The organism is Holdemania filiformis (assembly GCF_003459085.1).
Classification (GTDB): domain Bacteria; phylum Bacillota_I; class Bacilli_A; order Erysipelotrichales; family Erysipelotrichaceae; genus Holdemania; species Holdemania filiformis.
In genome coordinates this window covers 73,881-92,870 of sequence record NZ_QRUP01000006.1, presented here as the reverse complement: position 1 = coordinate 92,870, position 18,990 = coordinate 73,881, and the positions used below count along the sequence as shown (strand labels likewise).

Genomic DNA, 18,990 nt, shown 5'->3' with positions numbered 1-18,990 from the left:
TTGTGTTTTTCTGTTTGGAAGGACTGAAATTTGTTTGGTGTTACTGAGGTGGGGGAAAAAAATGAACGTTTTGGCAAAAGGCCCGGCAAAGAAAAAATGTTAATTAAATGGGGATAAAATAAATCTGGAAAAGGCGTTTCCAACAATTACTTGACAGTAACAGATATGTACTATGATAGTTTTTTTTCGTAGAAAGAAATAAGTATGGTAAAATTATCATATCTTGAAAGATGAAGGAGAAACGGTATGTACATTAAAAATATTCATATTGAAAATTTTCGCAATTTCCAATATATTGATATACCTTTAAACCAGTTTACAATTATTATTGGTGAAAACGATACAGGAAAGTCGAATCTTTTAGATGCAATACGATTGGTACTGAATAATAATGGTTTACAATATTTTTCACGTTCTTTATCTATCACAGATATAAATGAAGAGTCTGTAGAGAGGTTTCAAAATTATTTACAGGAAAATGCGAAAGAGATATCAGAAAAATTAGAAGATAAAGATTTTATGAAATCAGTATATAAGAAAATACCGATTGTAAAAGTAAAGATTACATTTGTTGATGCAAAAACAGAATATCAAAAGCAATTATTAAAGGATTGGATTAATCTTAGCGAAGATGATGAGATATGCTTTGAAGTAGAATATGCATATGCACCTTGCAAATTAAGAGACTTTATAGAGGAATGTCTTTTCCTTCAAGATAAAGTAGAAAATTTTATGATACCTGTGGAAAAATATGAGTATAGAATTTACTCGGTTAATAATTCTAAAAGTATAAATAAAGATAAAGTAAAGAATTTTAATATCAGTATTATAAATGCAGAACGTGATACATTTTCTGAGAGTGATAAACAATATTCTTACAAATTAGTGAGTTCATTAATTGAAAGAAGTATAACAAAGGAAGATCGTGCACAGATTGAGGATTCATATAATAAATTCTTTGATGAAATACAAGATATAAAATCATTTAAGAAAATCTTTGAAAAAATACAGGAAAATAAGAAGTTTGAGAATTTGAAAGATTTTATTGATGAGATACAGCTCATTCCAAATTTTCCTAATTTAAAAAATATATTTACAAATATAAATATTGGATATGGAGAGGAATTTCTTTATCAAAAAGGGCTGGGAACAAGAAATTTTATGTACCTAATTCTTTTGTTTAGCTACTTTCAAAATAATGATAAAACATTTGATTTCCTTTGTATTGAGGAACCGGAAGCACATCTATGTGTAAATAATTTTAATTTGGTTTTAGATTTTATTAAAAAGAGTGTGGAAGTAAAAAATGATTTTATGCAATTATTGATTACATCTCACAATCCAAAAGTAATTAATAAATTGAAATTAAATAATGTGGTTGTTCTTAAAAATGGTAAAGCAATATCTTTAAAACAGGTGGATGATAAATTGGTAAACTATTTAGCAAAACGTCCTAATTTTGATATATTGAAGATATTATTTGCAAAACGTTTGATTTTAGTAGAAGGCCCTACAGAAGAAATGTTTATAAATACTTTTTTAGACAAAGAGGTAGAAAGTTTAAATGAAATTGAGGTAATTGCGATTGGACAAAAAGGCTATAAAACATTTTTGGATATCTGGTTACAAATACATAAAGAAGATTCAACGAGTTGTATAGGGGTAGTAAGGGATTTTGATAATCAGCCTAATGCAAAGCAAGAACATCAGACTTATGACGATGAAAATGAAAATATTTTTGTTAGAACGACAGAGGGGTATACATTAGAAGATGATTTGGCAGCAACAGGAAAAAACGAGACAGTAATTAAGGATTATTTTGAAACGCAAGAAGCTGCATCAAAATTTTTAAAGGATAGTAAGGCCGATAATATGAGGCGTTTATGTGAGGCAATTGCTGAAAATGAAATAATTATAGAATTACCTAAACATATAGGAGAAATTATAGAGTGTGTGAAAAATTATTAAGTCAGGTACAAATAGCAGGAGCAGGTGCGGGAAAAACATATTCGTTGGCAGAAAAAGTGTTAATGTGCTATGAGAATAAAAAAGATGACAAAGTAATATATGTAATTGCTTTCACAAATGATGCTAAAATTAATATTCTACGAAGAATGTGTGAATTAAATAATGGACAGATTCCAGCAAATATTTGTATCGAAACGATTCATAGTTTTTTGTTGAACGAATTACTATATCCATTTAGTAAATACTATTTTGGAAGGGCATATTCTAAGGCAACTTCTATGAAATTACCTACTAAATTACAATTACAAAGATATCAGATAAAGAAGCTAAATGAAATAGGAATCATCCATAATTCACAGGTTTTTAATAAAGCAAAACAAATGATAGTATGCCGAAAAGGTGAAACTAAAGCAGTTTGTAACAAAAAGAAAACGATAATTGAATATTTGCAAGCGTCGATATGTGCACTTTTTATTGATGAAGCTCAAGATTTGAACGAGGATGCATTGGCTTTGTTTGAAACATTAGCTGAAAGTATTTATTTATACATAGTTGGAGATCCGAAACAAGCGATAAAGTATCCACATGCATTTAGAAATTTTACAGAGCGAGTACTTCAAAATAATGTTGTGTTTCAAATGCTTCCTTTTAATACGGTTACGAGGCGTATCCCGGAATGCCATTTGCGAATATCTAATCTATTTTGTCCTAGCAGTGAAGAACAGACTACAATAAGTGATGTAGAGGGAAAAGTTTTTTATATGTTTTCATCTGATGAAAATTTTTTGGAATTACATAAGCTGTATCAGGCAAGGAACGCACTAATTTATATTAGGCAGGAAACGGAGATTTTTTCAACCCAAAACTATAGTAATAACTTTTCATTAGAAGAAAGTATTTGTGAAAAATTATTAGAAAAGGTTGACTCAAAATATGATAAAGATGCATATCTTAAGACCATTGAAAAATATTTAATAAATATTACTTTGAAAAAGGATGCAAAAAAAGCAATACAATCTTTTATAAAGAATTTTCAAATTGAGTTGGAGAAAAACGAATATGCTAAATTAATAAATGATTTGACATTTGAGGACACCAGCAAAAAGATACAAGTTAAAAGTATTGATAAAGTCAAGGGACTTGAAAATGAATTATGCATGTTTATTATCGATAACGCTTTGCTAGAGTATTTGTTCAAAAATAAGTTAGATGTTAATAAAGAGATGATGCGTTTGTATGTAGCATTAACACGCTCTAAATCAGACTTGATTTTGGTTGTTGATGAAAGTAGTTTGAAAAAGAAAAATAGAAAACAAATTGATGCGGAATTTGAAAAATTAGAAATAGAATATTTAAATTCAGGTTATCTGGAGTCTTTGAAAGCAGACAGATAGTTTGTAATTAAGATTTTCTTGACAAGTTTGCAATTCAGAGCAATTACTGAACTACCAAATTTGTTAAGGAGTTGATGTCAGATGACAGAGGAACAGAAACAGACGATTGAGCGTCTTAAGAATGTAGGATTGGGTTACCGGAAGATTGCAATTGTCTTAGAGCTTTCAAGGGATAAGGTGAGAAATTATTGCAAAGCAAACGGTTTGGATGGCTATGCCAAAAAGCGTCTGCAAGCCAAGGAAGGAAAGTAGATGGAAGAAGACTGTGCTGACAGTGTATGCAGATATTGTGGCAAACCAATTGATAAGCGGCTATCGGGCAGAGGGAAATTTGCTGTTCGGAGGGATGCAGAAGAGCGTGGTCAAAGATCACCTGCCACTTTACAAGCATGAATATATGTTTTGTGGAAAGAAATTTGAAAGTTCATCTAAGATGCAAAAATTCAGCAGCTATGACTGTTATATCCGGGACAGGTTCTGGAGAAAAGAGGATACTAAGGAAATTATAAAAATGCTTTTCACCGGAAAGAAAGTCCTTACGGTACCCGAATGGATTAAAGATATACTCAATGGTGAAACAAAATAAATGGAAGTTTTGTAATGAGTATAGATGTGGTAAGCACTCTGAAAAGGGGTGAAATACTGCAAAAAGGGGTGAATCAGGCAAAAGGAACTCTTTAGGGAAAGTCGGGAAAATTTTGAATAAAATCTTTTGCCATGTAGTATAAGAAAAAACTTTCAACGCATGTTGTAACCGCCGTGTTGCTTTCCAAACTTAAGACGAAAAAACATGTCAACATTGAATTTCATGAGATTGAATTAGATATGGCTTCTTCAGAGAGTAAAGCTACTTACAACAATATAAAACAGTATGTTTTTGAAAAGTATGGCTTTAAAGTTTCAAATTTATATATAGCACAAGTAAAAGAAAAGTGTGGAATTAAAGAAAGAGAAAATTATAATAAATCTAAAAATGGCGATTCGAAACAGCCGGTTTGTCCAATAGAAAAAGAAGAAGCAATCAAAGATGCATTTAGATATTTCCGAATAATTTAAGAAAGGTTTGATATAGTTATGGATACAAATGATGTTTTAAGAGTAAAATACTATTCTGTAAATGATTTAAGTGCTGAATTTTATGTAAAGAGAATAGAAGATATTGTTTGTAATTTTGAGATTGAGACAAAAAGAACAGATATTAACGAAATTATCGAATTATATAATATACAACATTTTTTTCGAAATAAAATCTATCCTATACAATGGACAAAACAACAACTGAACGATTATAGTGAGATTGTAAAAAACTTTTCAAAAGTAATAGGTAAATTTTTTTCGGAAATTAATATAGAAACAATGGAAAGCATGTTTGATACAATTTATTACGACTACAGAGATGATTTTTGGAAACTTATAGAAAAGTATAAAGTTTATGATAAAATTTCAGACGAGATATTTAGAAATATAATTTTGAATAAACATTTTCTCTTAGAAGATGTTTTGAAATGTAAAAATCTAGTGAAAAAGTTTTCGGGAGAAATAGTTATATACATGGAAGCAAATCCATTTTGTGCTGAAATGATGCTAAGTTATTACTTGGAGAAACATGACAGAAATATAGAAACTTTATATTTCCCAGCCGAGTTATCAAATGAAAAGAAAACATTAATATTAGATAATTACATAGCAAGTAACTCACCTAATAGTAATTATCTACGACTAATTTTTGAATCAAACGGTACAAATGATCTGTGTTTACCCGATAGATTAAGGCTAAGAGCAAAACGAAAATATGATGAACAAATAGAGGTTTTATTCAAAGATAGAACTGGATTCGAATATGGTGTGCAGGTTTCTTTTTCTGATACGCTAGATGAAGAAATTAAATTTGAACCATATGATAATAGAACTCTATCGGTTTCGTATAGTGCAAAATGGATAAAAGAAAATTTGGATTATCCAACGTTGTTAAATAATTTTATTTATTTATTTGCATATACAGATCTGCAATTTAGATCTCTTCACGTTTCTAGAGAATCTCAAATGAGCATTATAGAAAAAACTTTAGGAATTAAAGGAAGAAAAGAATATTCTACTGGAATTGCATTTCAACAAATTCAGATGTTGGCACAACTTCAAATGATAGGATATTGTAAAGAATTAGAAAAATATAATATTTATTTAGAGGACATTATTGATTGGTTCTTTTGTAATTATTTAGAAGAAGAATTTAATGTAAAAGGCTTTAGTTTTAATAAATCTTCACGAACAGCGTCATATCTTGAAAAATGTAGGAATATTGCTGCTGAATTTGATAGTATTTTGAAAAAATTTAAAATTTATTGTGAAGATGGAGAAATTGATGATGAGTTATTACATATATCAACTGAGCATATGTTTATTAAAGATATACCAAGCATGTTAAGTAATAAATATATTTATCCTTGTGGGAATGAATATCAAAGGATAAGTCATTTATTATTTTCGGATCAATCAATAATTCATTACATCCCTAAATTATCAAATAAATACAATTCGTTTTATTGTTTACTAGAAAAAGAAAATATCTATTATGATATGTTTAATGATTATCAAATATCTAGCATTGATTGGTTAATTGATCATAATATTATAAAAATTGATGAAGAAAAAAGAATAACACCATATAGGGAAAAGATAAAGATACTAAATGAGTTATATGAACACGATGTAGTGTGTTTTAATTATATGAAAAATTATCAATCTATTATTATGGAATTAAATAAAATAGGATTAATACAGTTTTCGTCATCATTATTTTCGAAACCAGAACAGGATTATTATAATTATTTATTTAATAAGTCCGAATTTGACAATGGACTTGATATTCGTAATAGCTATACTCATGGTACACAAAGAGTAAATGAAAATCAAAATAAACAGGAGTACTTTATTTTTCTAAGAATCATGATTCTAATAGTTATAAAGATAAACGAAGAATTTTGTTTAAAGTACCCTACAAAGAAAGAATACTAATTAAATTGAATCTTAATAAATATATGTATTGGCGTAGGATAAGTTTGGACAAAAATTTCATGTTGAATGCATAGTAGTGATGTCACTGGTTGAGTAGTAGAATGTAAAAAAGACTTGAAGTAAAGAAACTTCTATGATTTTACAACCAAAAACAATAGAAGTATATATGAGGAAAGAATATTAAGGTTTTGAGGTATAAAAATTTAAACCTTATTCTGAAATTTTATTATTCGTTCCATCGATTAATTTCCGTTACTGATATAAAAGTGATTTGAATATTCCTGACATTCTATCTTAAGATACTTGCTTCAAATATCCAAGCAGTTTACTAAATATCTGTGTTATCATTGGTCTAGGTTTATGAAATAGATTTGAGGGATGGAAGATGGACGCAAGACAGAACCTGAAAAAATACTTTGGCTATGATTCTTTCCGAGAAGGTCAGGAGAAAATCATTAATGCAATTCTTGCCGGGCGCGATGCATTGGCAATCATGCCGACAGGGGCAGGAAAATCAATCTGCTATCAAATTCCTGCTGTGATGTTACCTGGGATTACGTTGGTAATTTCACCGTTGATATCACTGATGATGGATCAGGTCAAGGCCCTGAATGAAGCAGGAATTCGCGCCGCTTTTATTAATTCATCCCTGAGTGAAGCTCAAATTGCTAAAGCTTTACAGCTTGCTGAAAAAGGAGTCTATAAGATTATCTATGTCGCTCCAGAGCGACTAGAAAGTCACTATTTTATCCATTTTGCCCATCGTGCAGATATTTCCATGATTACCGTTGACGAGGCTCACTGCATTTCTCAATGGGGTCAGGATTTTAGACCAAGTTATTTGAAAATCATCGAATTTGTCAAAAGTTTGCCAAAACGTCCGATTGTCAGTGCATTTACGGCAACCGCAACGCAAGAAGTAAAAACAGATATACTCTGTGTTTTAAATCTGATTGAACCTGAGGTGGTTGTGACTGGATTCGATCGGAAAAACTTATTTTATAGTGTAGAAAAAAGAAAAGATAAAGATCGTTTTGTCATAGAGTATGTTGAGAAACATGCAAAAGAAAGCGGAATTATCTATTGCGCGACTCGCAAAAACGTAGATAACCTTTTTACGTTACTTTCTAAACAAGGTGTTTCTGTTACCCGCTATCACGCCGGATTAGACAAAGAAGAAAGAAAAAGAAATCAGGATGATTTTATCTATGATCGAACTCCGGTCATTGTGGCGACGAATGCTTTTGGGATGGGCATTGATAAATCGAACGTCCGGTATGTAATCCACTATAACATGCCTCAAAGCATGGAAAGTTATTACCAAGAAGCAGGCCGTGCAGGCCGGGATGGAGAGACTTCACAATGCATCCTATTATTTTCTGCCCAAGATATCATGATCAACAAGTTCTTGCTGGAAAATAAAGATTTTTCAGATCTTTCTTCTGAGGAAATTGAGATTATAAAACAACGGGATGCCCGGCGTCTTAAAATTATGGAGAATTATTGCAGAACCAATGGATGTCTGAGGAATACCATTTTAGATTATTTTGGGGAAAAAGTAATAAAACCTTGCGATAACTGCGGCAATTGCATGAAAGACTATAAAAAAATTGATATGACTGAAGAAGCGAAACAGGTTATCAATTGCGTTGCAGAAACAAGAGGCCGGTACGGATTAACAATTGTATTGGGAACTTTAATCGGTGCAAATCGTGCAAGACTTAAAGAGGTAGGCACGAACCGTTACAAAACCTATGGAGCATTAAAGAAATACTCTGAGTCGCAGATCCGAGAGCTCATCTATGAACTCATTAATCAGGGATATTTGATTCAGTCAGAAGACCAATATGGAGTTTTGAAACTTGGCGATATCTCGAAGCTGCAAGATGAAAATACCCATGTGATTTTAAAAGTCACTGAAGAAAAAATACAGGAAGCTGGAAAATTAAAGGGCAAGCAAAGAAATACAGACAAGCTTACCTCCGCTGGCTATGTTTTATTTGATGCTTTGCGTAAACTTCGGACAGATATTGCGAGGGAGGAAGGATTACCACCTTATATCATTTTTAATGATAAGACCCTGATTGAAATGTGTATTAAATTGCCGCTTGATGAAGAGGCGATGTTGGATATCGCAGGTGTTGGTGTTAATAAACTACAAAAATATGGACAACGATTCTTAGCGGTTATTGTGGACTTTAAAAAGATGCATCAGGAGGATAAAACCTCAATTCAAGATGATGCTTAAGATTTCGATATTTGAGTTAAAAGAAGAAAAACAAGTATTATGAGATGAATGAAAAGCAAGGAGTTCCTATAAAAGATTAAATTTGTCGAGAAATGATGTTATAGCCATTGTAATTTGAATGATTGAATAAGAATCGGCCGGGTAAATGTTTTAATCATAAAAGGGTAAGAAAAAGGCCGGTTAAGCAGAGTGAGATTGTCTCTGCCAGCCGGCCTCTTATATTTGATTTTAATTTCTATTTATGCGTTTTGGCAAACAAGGATAAACCGTGATGGACATACTTTGAAAAAGCTTCTTCTTTACTCCCTACTGAAACACCAGCTGCTCCATCATCCGCGCAGCCCCGTCTTCTTTATGCGATAACGCATGATGCCGCGCCATCGCCAGCACTTCCTCCGTCGCGTTGGCGACAGCGACGCTGTGTCCGGCGACGTTCAACATCGGCAGGTCGTTGGCGTTATCACCAAATGCCGCCGTTTCCTCCGGCGTGCAGTTCAGTTGCCGCATGACCCATTTCAAGGCTTCGCCTTTATTCGCCTGCGGATGCAGAATTTCCAGGTTTGACGGATGCGAAGATGTGAGTTCAATTCCCTCTTCATCTGATAACAGATTGATCAACGCCTGCTTCTTTTCCGGATAATCGCGGCTGGTAATAAAATGAATCTTCGCGATCTGCGCGTCCGGCAGGGCATCCAGGAAATCCATCCCCGATTCCCAAATCCGGTTTTTCAAAATATTTTCCAAGTAAGAACCGTCGATCTTCAACGCCTTCCGGTCGTCCAGAATCGCCAGATGACTGTGAAGCCGCCCTTCAATCAAACAACTCCAATGCGGATTCATCGGTTCCGCCTTTGTCAATAACGCTTTGGCTTTGGCCGCAGGCAGCGTATTGGAAACCAAGGTTTCTCCCGTTTGATTATCCACGATCAAGCCTCCGTTGGCCGTGACGATCCAGCGGATTTTTTTCTGATCCCGCAGCCATTGCGGAATCTCCCCTAAGGGCCGGGAACTGCATGGCACAAATTCCACGCCGCTGTCCAAAATCCGGCTGAGAATTTCCTTTGTGGTTTCGGTTAAGACAAAATGTTCGTTCAGTAAGGTGAAATCCAGGTCGGTGGCGATCAGGCGAATTGAACTCATAAACAAAAATCCTCCTCTTTCCTCTTTCTGAATATTTTCTAACTATGATACCAAAGTCGCAGAAGGAATACAAGCCTGAAAATAACAAATGGGCGGCAAGCTTCGCAGAATTCAAATCAATTCAAATCAAGCTCAGGCAGAAAGCCGGAAATGTCTGGAATTTGCGGATTATGTAGAGAAATCCTTGCTTTTTATCATCAGGTATGGTTTACTATTCCTGGTCTTTTTATCAAGAATGAGGGAGAGAGTCAGCTCGGCGAACTCATACCAACCTGCTTGAAAGCAAGGTGGTAATGCTGGCAACGATAAGAAAGCAGGACGATGAATCATGAAGCCTTCTTTCTGAAGGCTTTTCTTATGCGTCATATCTGCCTTGATAAAAAAGACAAGGAGGATAATCTATGAAAAAATTTTTTACCAGCGAATCCGTCACCAGCGGACACCCGGACAAAATCTGCGACGCCATTTCCGACGCGATTCTGGACGAAGCGCTTCGTCAGGATCCTGCCAGCAAGATGGCGGTGGAAACGACGATCAAAGACAATCTGATTTTTATCTATGGCGAAGCGAACACCAATGCCGATCTGCCGTTTGAGAAAATTGCGAAGGACAAGATCCGCGAGATCGGCTACACAGAAGAATTTGAAGTCTTGACCAAGGTGTCGAAGCAGTCGGCAGAAATCTACGAAGCGGTCATGCATGATGAAGCCGATATGGGGGCGGGCGATCAGGGAATTATGTTCGGCTACGCCTGCAACGAAACTGAAAACTACATGCCGATGCCGATCGCGCTGGCTCACCGGCTGGCAGAGCGGCTGGAACAAGTCCGCAAACAGGAAGCCCACTCCATCCTGAAACCCGATGGCAAAACTCAGGTCACCGTGGAATATGACGATAACAAACCAGTCCGGCTCGACACCATCGTCGTTTCCACGCAGCATATCGCTGAAGCGACCCAGGAAGAAATCCGGGCCAAGATCATCAATGAGGTCATCAATCCGGTAATCGACGCCAACCTGATCGATAAGGATACGAAGATTCTCATTAATCCAAGCGGATCCTTCGTCGTTGGCGGACCGTTCGGCGACAGCGGCACGACCGGTCGTAAGATCGTCGTCGATACCTACGGCGGCATGGGACGGATCGGCGGCGGCTGCTTCAGCTCCAAGGACCCGAGCAAGGTTGACCGCAGTGCGGCCTATTACAGCCGTTTCGTCGCCAAGAACCTGGTGGCGGCCGGCCTGGCGGATCGGTTGGAAATTGAAGTCTCTTACGCCATCGGTAAGAGCGAACCGATTTCGATCTATGTCGAAACCTTCGGGACCGGCAAGGTCAGCGACGAGGAAATTCTGGAAATTATTCATAAGAATTTCGATTTCCGCGTCTCCAGCATCCTTCGTCAGTTAGACCTGAAAAAGCCAATCTACAGCCGCTATTCCGCTTACGGTCACTTTGGCCGCAGCGACTGCGCCTGGGAAAAGTTAATTGAGTTAAAGCGCTGACCGGCGCTTTTTCTTCGCAGCTGTGGAAGACAAAACGACAAAATTCAAGTACAATAAAGACAATCCCATCACGAATCAAGAAGTGCCGGGAATGACAACAGGCAAATAAAAGAATTTATATTATTCACAGCGCAAACCAGGAAAACGCGCCCGATGGCGAAAAGCCCATCTCAAAACGACTGGATTTCCCGCCACTTTGATTTGCACAACTCATCCGTTCTAAACAAACAGAAACAAGAAACGCTGGCAGCCAGCCAAGGAGGAAGACGATGACTGATTTTTTACCTGTAACCCGTGAAGAAATGGAACAACGCGGCTGGACGCAACCCGATTTCATCTATATCAGCGGCGACGCCTACATCGATCATCCGTCCTTCGGCCCGGCGATCATCACACGCATGCTGGAAGCCTACGGCTATAAGGTCTGCATGATACCGCAGCCCGACTGGACGCGCGACGAACCTTTTATGGAATTCGGTGAGCCGCGGCTGGGCTTTCTGGTGTCCTCCGGCAACATTGACTCGATGGTCAATCATTATTCGGTTTCCAAACGCCGCCGCGATAAAGATAATTACACGGATAACGGCGAGATGGGCAAACGCCCGGACCGCGCGACGATTGTGTATTCCCAGAAAATCAAACAACTCTATCCCAAGACGCCGGTGATTCTGGGCGGGATTGAGGCATCGCTGCGGCGGTTAGCCCATTATGACTATTGGGATGATAAAGTCCGAAGATCGATCCTTTTGGATTCCGGCGCTGATCTCGTATTGTACGGCATGGGCGAGAACTCGATCATCGAGCTGGCGGAAGCGCTGGACGGCGGTCTGCCGATCCAGGATATTATCTGGATTAAAGGCTCCGTCTACAAATGTAAGACGATCGATCATCTGTTTGAGCATAAGTTGCTGCCGGCCTTTGAGGAAGTGTCGCAGGATAAGCGCAAATATGCCGAGAGCTTCCGCATCCAGCATCTCAACATCGACGCCCTCAATGCCGCGGTGCTGGTCGAGCCGTATCAAGGCTGGTATGTCGTCGCCAATACCCCGGCGCTGCCTCTGACGCAGCAACAGATGGATTTTACCTATTCACTCCCCTACAAAAGAACCTTCCATCCGATGTATCATCACATCCCGGCGATTGATGAAGTCCGCTTTTCGATCATCTCCAATCGCGGCTGTTTCGGCAGCTGCGCTTTCTGCGCGCTGACCAATCATCAGGGACGGGTGATTTCTTCACGAAGCAAGCAGTCGATTCTGGAGGAAGCGAAAAAGATAATCCAGGATCCGGATTTCAAAGGTTACATCCATGACGTCGGCGGCCCGACCGCGAATTTCTACCATCCTTCCTGTCAGGATCAGCTGAAGCGCGGAACCTGTCCGGGCAAGGAATGCCTGCATCCCAAGCCATGCAAAAATCTTGAGGTTTCTCATCGCGATTACCTCAGCATCCTGCGCGATCTGCGGGTATTGCCGGGCGTGAAAAAGGTGTTTGTGCGCTCGGGCGTGCGGTACGATTATCTGATGTATGATCAAGACGATACCTTTTTCCGCGAACTGGTGCAGTATCACATCTCCGGTCAGCTGAAGGTAGCGCCGGAACATGTCAGCGACAAGGTGCTGGATACAATGGGCAAATGCAATCACGCTCTGTATGAAAAATTCAGGGAGAAGTATCTGGCGTTGAACAAGGAATATGGAATGAATCAATTCCTCGTTCCTTACCTGATGAGCTCGCATCCCGGCTGTGATCTGAACGACGCGATCGAGCTGGCCTGTTATCTCAAGTCGATCAATCACATTCCGCAGCAGGTGCAGGATTTCTATCCGACTCCGGCAACGATTTCCACGACGATGTACTGGACGGGGCTGGATCCGATGACGATGAAACCGGTCTACGTCGCCCGGGATCCACATGAAAAACAGCTGCAGCGAGCGTTGATGCAATTCAACGCCCCGCGGAATTATAAACTTGTGCATGAAGCGCTGACCCGTGCCGGACGGACCGATCTGATCGGCTATGGCCGCGATTGTCTGATTCCGCCAGTTCCCTGGGGAAAGCCTGCGGCAGGTGCTGGCCGGAAGACTGACCGGCACGTTAAAGAAGAGGGCAAACGAAAGGGGAGCGGCAGCGGAAATACCAAGTCAGAAAGCCGCCCGCAAAAGTCGGGAAAAGGGCGTGAGGAATCTGCTGCAGGAAAAAAACACGCAGCTCAGGACAAGCGCTTTGATCAACGCAGAAAATCATCTCAGGGTTCATCCTCACCTGCGAACAAGCGCAAGGGATGATCCCAATCGTTTTGCTTCACGGGTAATCCAACGCTATTTGTTTCAACGAACGCCGGTTGATCTCTGCGGCGTTTTTTGCTTTTCGTTAGGCTTGTCCGGTGCTAAACGCCGGCGATCTCTGCCAAACCTTTAGCCGCACACTTTCAAAACTGCTCCAAAGCTGAATGGCTGCCAACGCGGGGGATCTAAAATTCCAGACAATAGTCCGGGTTCCGACTTTTCTCATGAGAATTCCGCTCGTCTAAGACAAGGAAGCTGCGCAAACCCGTCCATGTTCTTCGTTCTTTTTCCGATTCGTTTCCAGGCCGCAGCCGAACCGCTTTCATTCATGAAATTATTATCACAAAACATACTCTTATCAATGAATAAAAAAGCCATCTTTGCGGGGTGCAATTGTTGAATTCAATTTTCAAAGGGGATATAATAAGAACATCAAGGGAGGACTAAAAGATGATTATTCAAAGTAAGCAGGTCTGGGTTTCCAGTACGTTCATCGAAGCGCAGCTGGAGATCGAAGACGCGAAGATCACAGGAATTTACCCATATGGAACCAAGCCGGTCGATAAGGACTACGGCGAGGACCGGATCCTGCCGGGCATGATCGATATCCATTGCCACGGAGGTCTGGGTTTTGATACGAACGACGCCAATCATGAAGGGCTGCGGACCTGGGCTGCCGGACTGCCGAAGGAAGGCATCACCGGTTTCCTGCCGACCACAGTCACGCAGAGCGAAGAAGTGCTGACCAAAGCGTTGATCAATGTCACGGAAGTTGTTGACGAAGGCTATGAAGGCGCGGAAATCCTCGGCATTCATTTTGAAGGCCCGTACCTGAACGCAAAAAACAAGGGCGCGCAGCCGGAACAGTTCATCGTCACACCGAATGTTGAGCAGTTCAAGAAATATCAGGAAGCCGCCAAGGGCATGATCAAAGTCATCACACTGGCAACGGAAATGGATCCGGACTGGGCTTTAACACGCTACGCCTCCAGCCATGGCGTCTGCGTTTCGATTGGTCATTCCGGCGCGACCTATGAAGACGCGCTGATGGGCATCGCCAACGGCGCAAACTCCATGACGCACGTCTTTAACGGAATGAACGGGCTGCATCACCGCACGCCGAACCTGGTTGGCGCCGCAATGCGCTGCCGCGACACCTATGGCGAAATCATCTGCGACGGCAACCATGTCAACTGGGCAGCGGTCAACGCTTACGTTACCGCAAAGGGCCGCGATTATGCCGTCATGATCGACGATGCGCTGTGCGCAAAGGGCTGCGAGCCAGGCTACTATGAGCTGGGCGGCAATCAGATCGATATCCGTGAAAACGGCTCCGCTTATCTGCACGGTACTGACACGCTGGCCGGCGGTACCTTGAAGTTTAACCGTGGTCTGCAGAACCTGGTTGAAAAGGCGCTGCTGCCGTTTGACTGGGCTGTCAACATGGTTTCCCTGAACCCGGCTCGTCTGTTGAACATGGATGACCGCAAGGGCAAGATCATGGCGGGCTACGACGCCGACCTGGTTGTTCTCAACCGCGATTACGACGTGGTTCAGACATACTGCCTCGGAAAAGAAATGCTGTAAAAACCTGAACCTTTCAGGTTTTTCTTTGTAGTTGGCCGTCAGAACTAAGGAAAAATACAGATGCCGCGAGGAATCTTAAAGAAAAACAGGATTTCCAGCGGTCTGTTCTTTCCGCAAACACCGCAGATCGGCGGCCGTGATTATGCGCCGCCCAGGCTTTGCGGCCATGGGAATCCCCATTCAATTCGGCAACGGCAAACAAAGAGAAACACCCAGAGAAAAGAGGGAATTAAGATGAGAATACAAAGCACTCGCGTCTGGCTGAACGAACAATTCGTTCCGGCTCAGCTTGTTTTTGACAACGGAAAGATCACGGCTATCGAATCCTATGACGCTCAGAAAGCTGACGTGGATTACGGCGACAAGCGGATCCTGCCGGGGCTGATCGACATTCACTGCCACGGCTACAACGGGCTGGACTGCAACTACGCAACCCGCGAAGGTCTGCTGAACTGGATCGAATATCTGCCGCAGGACGGCGTCACCAGCTTTTTAGCGACGACCTCGACCGCTCCGGAAAGCAATCTGCTGGAATCCTTCGCGCTCATCAGCACGATCATGGACGAGGATCACCGCGGTGCAAAAATCCAGGGCATCCATGTCGAAGGTCCGCAGATTTCCCATGAATTCAAGGGCGCGCATAATCCTTACTTAATTCAGAAACCCGACGTCGACCAGTTTGACCGCTATCAGAAGGCGGCTGAAGGCAAGATCAAGATGATCTGCATCGCGCCGGAAAAAGATGACGATCACGCGCTGATCCGCTATTGTGTTTCCCAGGGCGTCAAGGTGGCGATGGGGCATACCGGAGCGAAATTCGACGAATGCGCCAAAGCGATCGAAGACGGGGCAGACAGCTTCACGCATACGTTTAACGGCATGCTCGGTCTGCATCACCGGGAACCGGGAACCGCCGGAGCCGCAATGTTCTTTGAGGACATTTATGCCGAGCTGATCGCCGACGGCGTGCATGTGCATCCGGCCGTCGCCAGCGTGCTGGGCCGCGTCAAGGGCAAGGATAAACTCATCCTGGTCACTGATTCCGTATCGATTAAAGGCTTGAAACCTGGCTTTTATCACATGAAGGGCCGCGACGTGACGGTCGGCGAGGACGGCTGCGGGCGGCTGCCTAACGGCAAGCTGGCAGGCAGCTCCAACCGCATGAATGTGATGGTCGGCAATCTGATCGAAATGATGAAGCTGCCGCTGGCAACGGCGATCAACGCCGCGACGATCAATCCGGCCAAGCGCATGGGCTTTGCCCGCAAAGGCTTGATCGAAACCGGCTTCGACGCCGATTTATGCGTGCTCAACGACGATTACAGCGTAGCCCAAACCTGGGTGCTGGGCGAGGCGATGCTGCATGAGTAAAGCCCGCGCCGTCTTTTTTGATATCGATCACACCCTGTTCTCCCATACCCTTCACGACGTTCCCGCTTCCGCTTATACCGCTTTGGAAAAACTGAAGCAAAACGGCAGTCAGATCGCGCTGTGCACAAGCCGGGCAGTGGAGGAATTAGTTAATTTGCCGCCGAAGCTGACGGATCTGCTGGACGGCGTTGTCTGCGCTCAGGGCGGGATTATCATGGATCATGGGAAAATCATCGCTTCGAAAATCATTGACGAAGGCGATGCCGAACGGGTGATCGATTATTGCCGCCGCAACAACTTAGTCGTGCGCTACAGCGGCGTGCATGGCGAAAACAGCCATGACCTGCACTACACCCAGGAAATCAGCGATCTGTTCTATTTCCTGTATAAGATGCGTCCCGGCCAGACATTGTGGAAGCATCAGCCGTTAGTCAACATCATTTTTTACACCCGGGATGCCCAGCATGTCGATGCGATCCGGCCGCTGCTGCACAATTCGCATCTTATGGTCATGCATTTCGCCAACGAAGTCACCGCGGCGGATGCGAACAAGGCCAGCGGAATGCTTGAACTGGCGGCGCATTGGGGTTTTGACGAATCCCAAACCGTGGCCTTTGGCGACGGCTACAACGACGTGGAAATGATTCGCCGGGCAGGTCTGGGAATCGCGATGGGCAATGGCTGCGACGAAGCGAAGCAGGCCGCCGATTATGTGAGCGACGATATCGATCGCGATGGCGTCTACAAAGCCTGTCTGCATTTTGGATTGATCGAGGAGGAAAATCATGCCGAGAATTGAAAATGAAGTCGCCGTGGTGGAAGTAAAAACGCTGGCGGCGGAAATCACCAGCTTTTATGACAAAGAAAAGAATATCGAACACATGTGGCAGGGCGATCCGCAGTTCTGGGCCGGCCGCAATCCGATCCTGTTCCCTATGGTCGGCAGCACCTGGACCAAGGACTACCAGATCGACGGGAAGACCTACAAGATGGGCAACCATGGCTTTGCCCGCCACAGCGAATTCACCGTTGAAAGCGTGAGTGAAGATACGATCGTTTTATCGTTAAGCGATAATGAGGAAACCCGCGCGCAGTATCCGTTTGAATTCAAACTCACGGTGACCTATCAGCTGTCCGGCCGGAAGCTGACGATCACCTACCGGATTGACAATCATTCGCCACGGATGATGCCGTTCTCCTTCGGCCTGCATCCGGCGTTTAACTGTCCGATGGCTTCAGGCGAGCGCTTCGAAGATTATAAACTCGTTTTCGCCTGCCCGGAAACGCAGACGACCTCCAGTTCCAACGCGTCGCTGAGCTTAAATGAGGAACGGGAAATCGCTCTGGACTATGCGACGTTCAACAACATTCCGACGCTTTTGTTCGAGCATCTGCGCTCACCGTATGTCACCCTGACCAATGGCAAAAACAGTGTTAAAGTCAGCGTTGCCGGTTATCGCTGGCTGGCCTTCTGGACCAAGCAGAACGCTCCTTACCTGTGCATTGAACCTTGGCACGGGCATGGTGATTTCGAGGAAGTCCACGTTCCGTTTGAAGAACGCGAGGGCACGATCCAGCTGAAGGAAAACGGCAGCTTCACGACTTCGTACACGATCGAAATCGCGTAATTTTAATTTTGGCAACAACGGCTCGAAACGTTGAGTTTACACCGGTTTCGTGCTATTGTTATAGATGAAAAAGGGAGGAATTTCAAATGTTCAAAATTATTGTGACGGAAAACTATGACGAACTGAGCGAAAAAGCTTTTGAAGTCATGAAGGAAGTCATCACATCCAAGTCCAATCCGGTTCTGGGTCTGGCGACAGGCTCCAGCCCGATCGGTCTGTACCAGAATATGATCAAGGATCACAAGGAAAACGGGACGTCCTATAAGAATGTCGTCACCTTCAACCTGGATGAATACATCGGCCTGAAGCGCGATCACAGCCAGACTTACTGGACCTTCATGCATGAAAACCTGTTCAACGGCTTAGACATTCCTGATGCGAATGTTCACGTTCCAGTCGGCGACAGCGACAACATTCAGGCGGAATGCGAAAAGTATGAAGAAGCGATGAAGAACTTTGAAGTCGACATCCAGCTGTTAGGCATCGGTGCTAACGGCCATATCGGTTTCAACGAACCAGGTACATCGTTTGATACGCTGACGCACACCGTCGTTCTGAAGGAAAAGACACGTCAGGATAACGCGCGTTTCTTCGATCCGTTAGGCGAGGAAGTTCCGACCGAAGCGATCACCATGGGCATCGCGACGATCATGAAAGCCAAGAAAATCCTGTTGGTTGCCAATGGCAAAAACAAGGCGGATGCCGTCTATGCCATGATCAAGGGTCCGGTTACGGAAGAATGCCCGGCCAGCGTCCTGCAGAACCATCCGGATGTTACGGTCATCGTCGACCGCGGCGCGGCAAGCAAGCTCTAAGCCATTCCGAGCGGATATAGCCTAGTCTCAAAAC

Annotated in this window: 15 protein-coding genes and 1 riboswitch; of the genes, 14 read left to right on the top strand and 1 reads right to left on the bottom strand. The window is 42.3% G+C overall.

The window, feature by feature from the left end; all coding sequences use genetic code 11:
- The first annotated feature begins 246 nt into the window (after window positions 1-246).
- The 7 genes from DWY25_RS06580 (at window position 247) to recQ (ending at window position 8,625) form a co-directional block, all read left to right on the top strand.
- On the top strand, window positions 247-1,968 hold the full coding sequence (locus DWY25_RS06580; RefSeq protein ID WP_117894564.1) for an ATP-dependent nuclease: 1,722 nt from the start codon (window positions 247-249) through the stop codon (window positions 1,966-1,968).
- Window positions 1,950-3,362 carry a UvrD-helicase domain-containing protein gene (locus tag DWY25_RS06575; RefSeq protein WP_117894563.1) on the top strand — a complete coding sequence of 471 codons (1,413 nt, stop codon included), beginning with the start codon at window positions 1,950-1,952 and terminating at the stop codon, window positions 3,360-3,362. The genes DWY25_RS06580 and DWY25_RS06575 overlap by 19 nt, the downstream gene beginning before the upstream one ends.
- An 81-nt stretch (window positions 3,363-3,443) precedes the next feature.
- Window positions 3,444-3,614: a hypothetical protein gene (locus DWY25_RS17850; RefSeq protein ID WP_220412918.1), complete on the top strand. Its 171-nt coding sequence runs from the start codon at window positions 3,444-3,446 to the stop codon at window positions 3,612-3,614.
- 13 nt (window positions 3,615-3,627) lie between these two features.
- The gene (locus DWY25_RS17845; protein ID WP_220412917.1) at window positions 3,628-3,948 is read left to right on the top strand and encodes a hypothetical protein; all 321 of its coding nucleotides are present in this window, start codon (window positions 3,628-3,630) and stop codon (window positions 3,946-3,948) included.
- Window positions 3,949-4,187: 239 nt separating this feature from the next.
- The gene (locus tag DWY25_RS06565) at window positions 4,188-4,418 is read left to right on the top strand and encodes a 23S rRNA methyltransferase (RefSeq protein WP_181981728.1); all 231 of its coding nucleotides are present in this window, start codon (window positions 4,188-4,190) and stop codon (window positions 4,416-4,418) included.
- Window positions 4,419-4,436: 18 nt separating this feature from the next.
- Window positions 4,437-6,377 (top strand): hypothetical protein, encoded by a 1,941-nt coding sequence (locus tag DWY25_RS06560; RefSeq protein ID WP_117894562.1) that lies wholly within the window; start codon window positions 4,437-4,439, stop codon window positions 6,375-6,377.
- Window positions 6,378-6,762: 385 nt separating this feature from the next.
- Window positions 6,763-8,625: a DNA helicase RecQ gene (gene recQ / locus DWY25_RS06555; protein WP_117894561.1), complete on the top strand. Its 1,863-nt coding sequence runs from the start codon at window positions 6,763-6,765 to the stop codon at window positions 8,623-8,625.
- 306 nt (window positions 8,626-8,931) lie between these two features.
- Here recQ and DWY25_RS06550 read toward each other — a convergent pair whose 3' ends face one another.
- The gene (locus DWY25_RS06550; RefSeq protein WP_117894560.1) at window positions 8,932-9,765 is read right to left on the bottom strand and encodes a Cof-type HAD-IIB family hydrolase; all 834 of its coding nucleotides are present in this window, start codon (window positions 9,763-9,765) and stop codon (window positions 8,932-8,934) included.
- 223 nt (window positions 9,766-9,988) lie between these two features.
- Window positions 9,989-10,077: riboswitch (SAM riboswitch) on the top strand.
- 89 nt (window positions 10,078-10,166) lie between these two features.
- Between DWY25_RS06550 and metK the strand changes: the two genes are divergently transcribed.
- From metK to nagB, 7 genes are all read left to right on the top strand, one after another.
- Entirely contained in the window at window positions 10,167-11,267 is a 1,101-nt protein-coding gene (gene metK, locus DWY25_RS06545; protein WP_117894559.1) for a methionine adenosyltransferase, read from the top strand.
- 269 nt (window positions 11,268-11,536) lie between these two features.
- Entirely contained in the window at window positions 11,537-13,555 is a 2,019-nt protein-coding gene (locus DWY25_RS06540; RefSeq protein ID WP_117894558.1) for a YgiQ family radical SAM protein, read from the top strand.
- 450 nt (window positions 13,556-14,005) lie between these two features.
- Window positions 14,006-15,142 (top strand): N-acetylglucosamine-6-phosphate deacetylase, encoded by a 1,137-nt coding sequence (nagA, locus tag DWY25_RS06535; RefSeq protein ID WP_117894557.1) that lies wholly within the window; start codon window positions 14,006-14,008, stop codon window positions 15,140-15,142.
- Window positions 15,143-15,376: 234 nt separating this feature from the next.
- Complete coding sequence (gene nagA / locus DWY25_RS06530) at window positions 15,377-16,513, top strand: N-acetylglucosamine-6-phosphate deacetylase (RefSeq protein ID WP_117894556.1); 1,137 nt, start codon at window positions 15,377-15,379, stop codon at window positions 16,511-16,513.
- The gene (locus DWY25_RS06525) at window positions 16,506-17,312 is read left to right on the top strand and encodes a Cof-type HAD-IIB family hydrolase (protein ID WP_117894555.1); all 807 of its coding nucleotides are present in this window, start codon (window positions 16,506-16,508) and stop codon (window positions 17,310-17,312) included. Before nagA (DWY25_RS06530) ends, DWY25_RS06525 begins: the two co-directional genes overlap by 8 nt.
- Complete coding sequence (locus DWY25_RS06520) at window positions 17,299-18,141, top strand: aldose 1-epimerase family protein (protein ID WP_006058609.1); 843 nt, start codon at window positions 17,299-17,301, stop codon at window positions 18,139-18,141. Before DWY25_RS06525 ends, DWY25_RS06520 begins: the two co-directional genes overlap by 14 nt.
- Before the next feature lie 86 nt (window positions 18,142-18,227).
- Entirely contained in the window at window positions 18,228-18,956 is a 729-nt protein-coding gene (gene nagB, locus DWY25_RS06515) for a glucosamine-6-phosphate deaminase (protein WP_006058610.1), read from the top strand.
- Window positions 18,957-18,990: the final 34 nt, after the last annotated feature.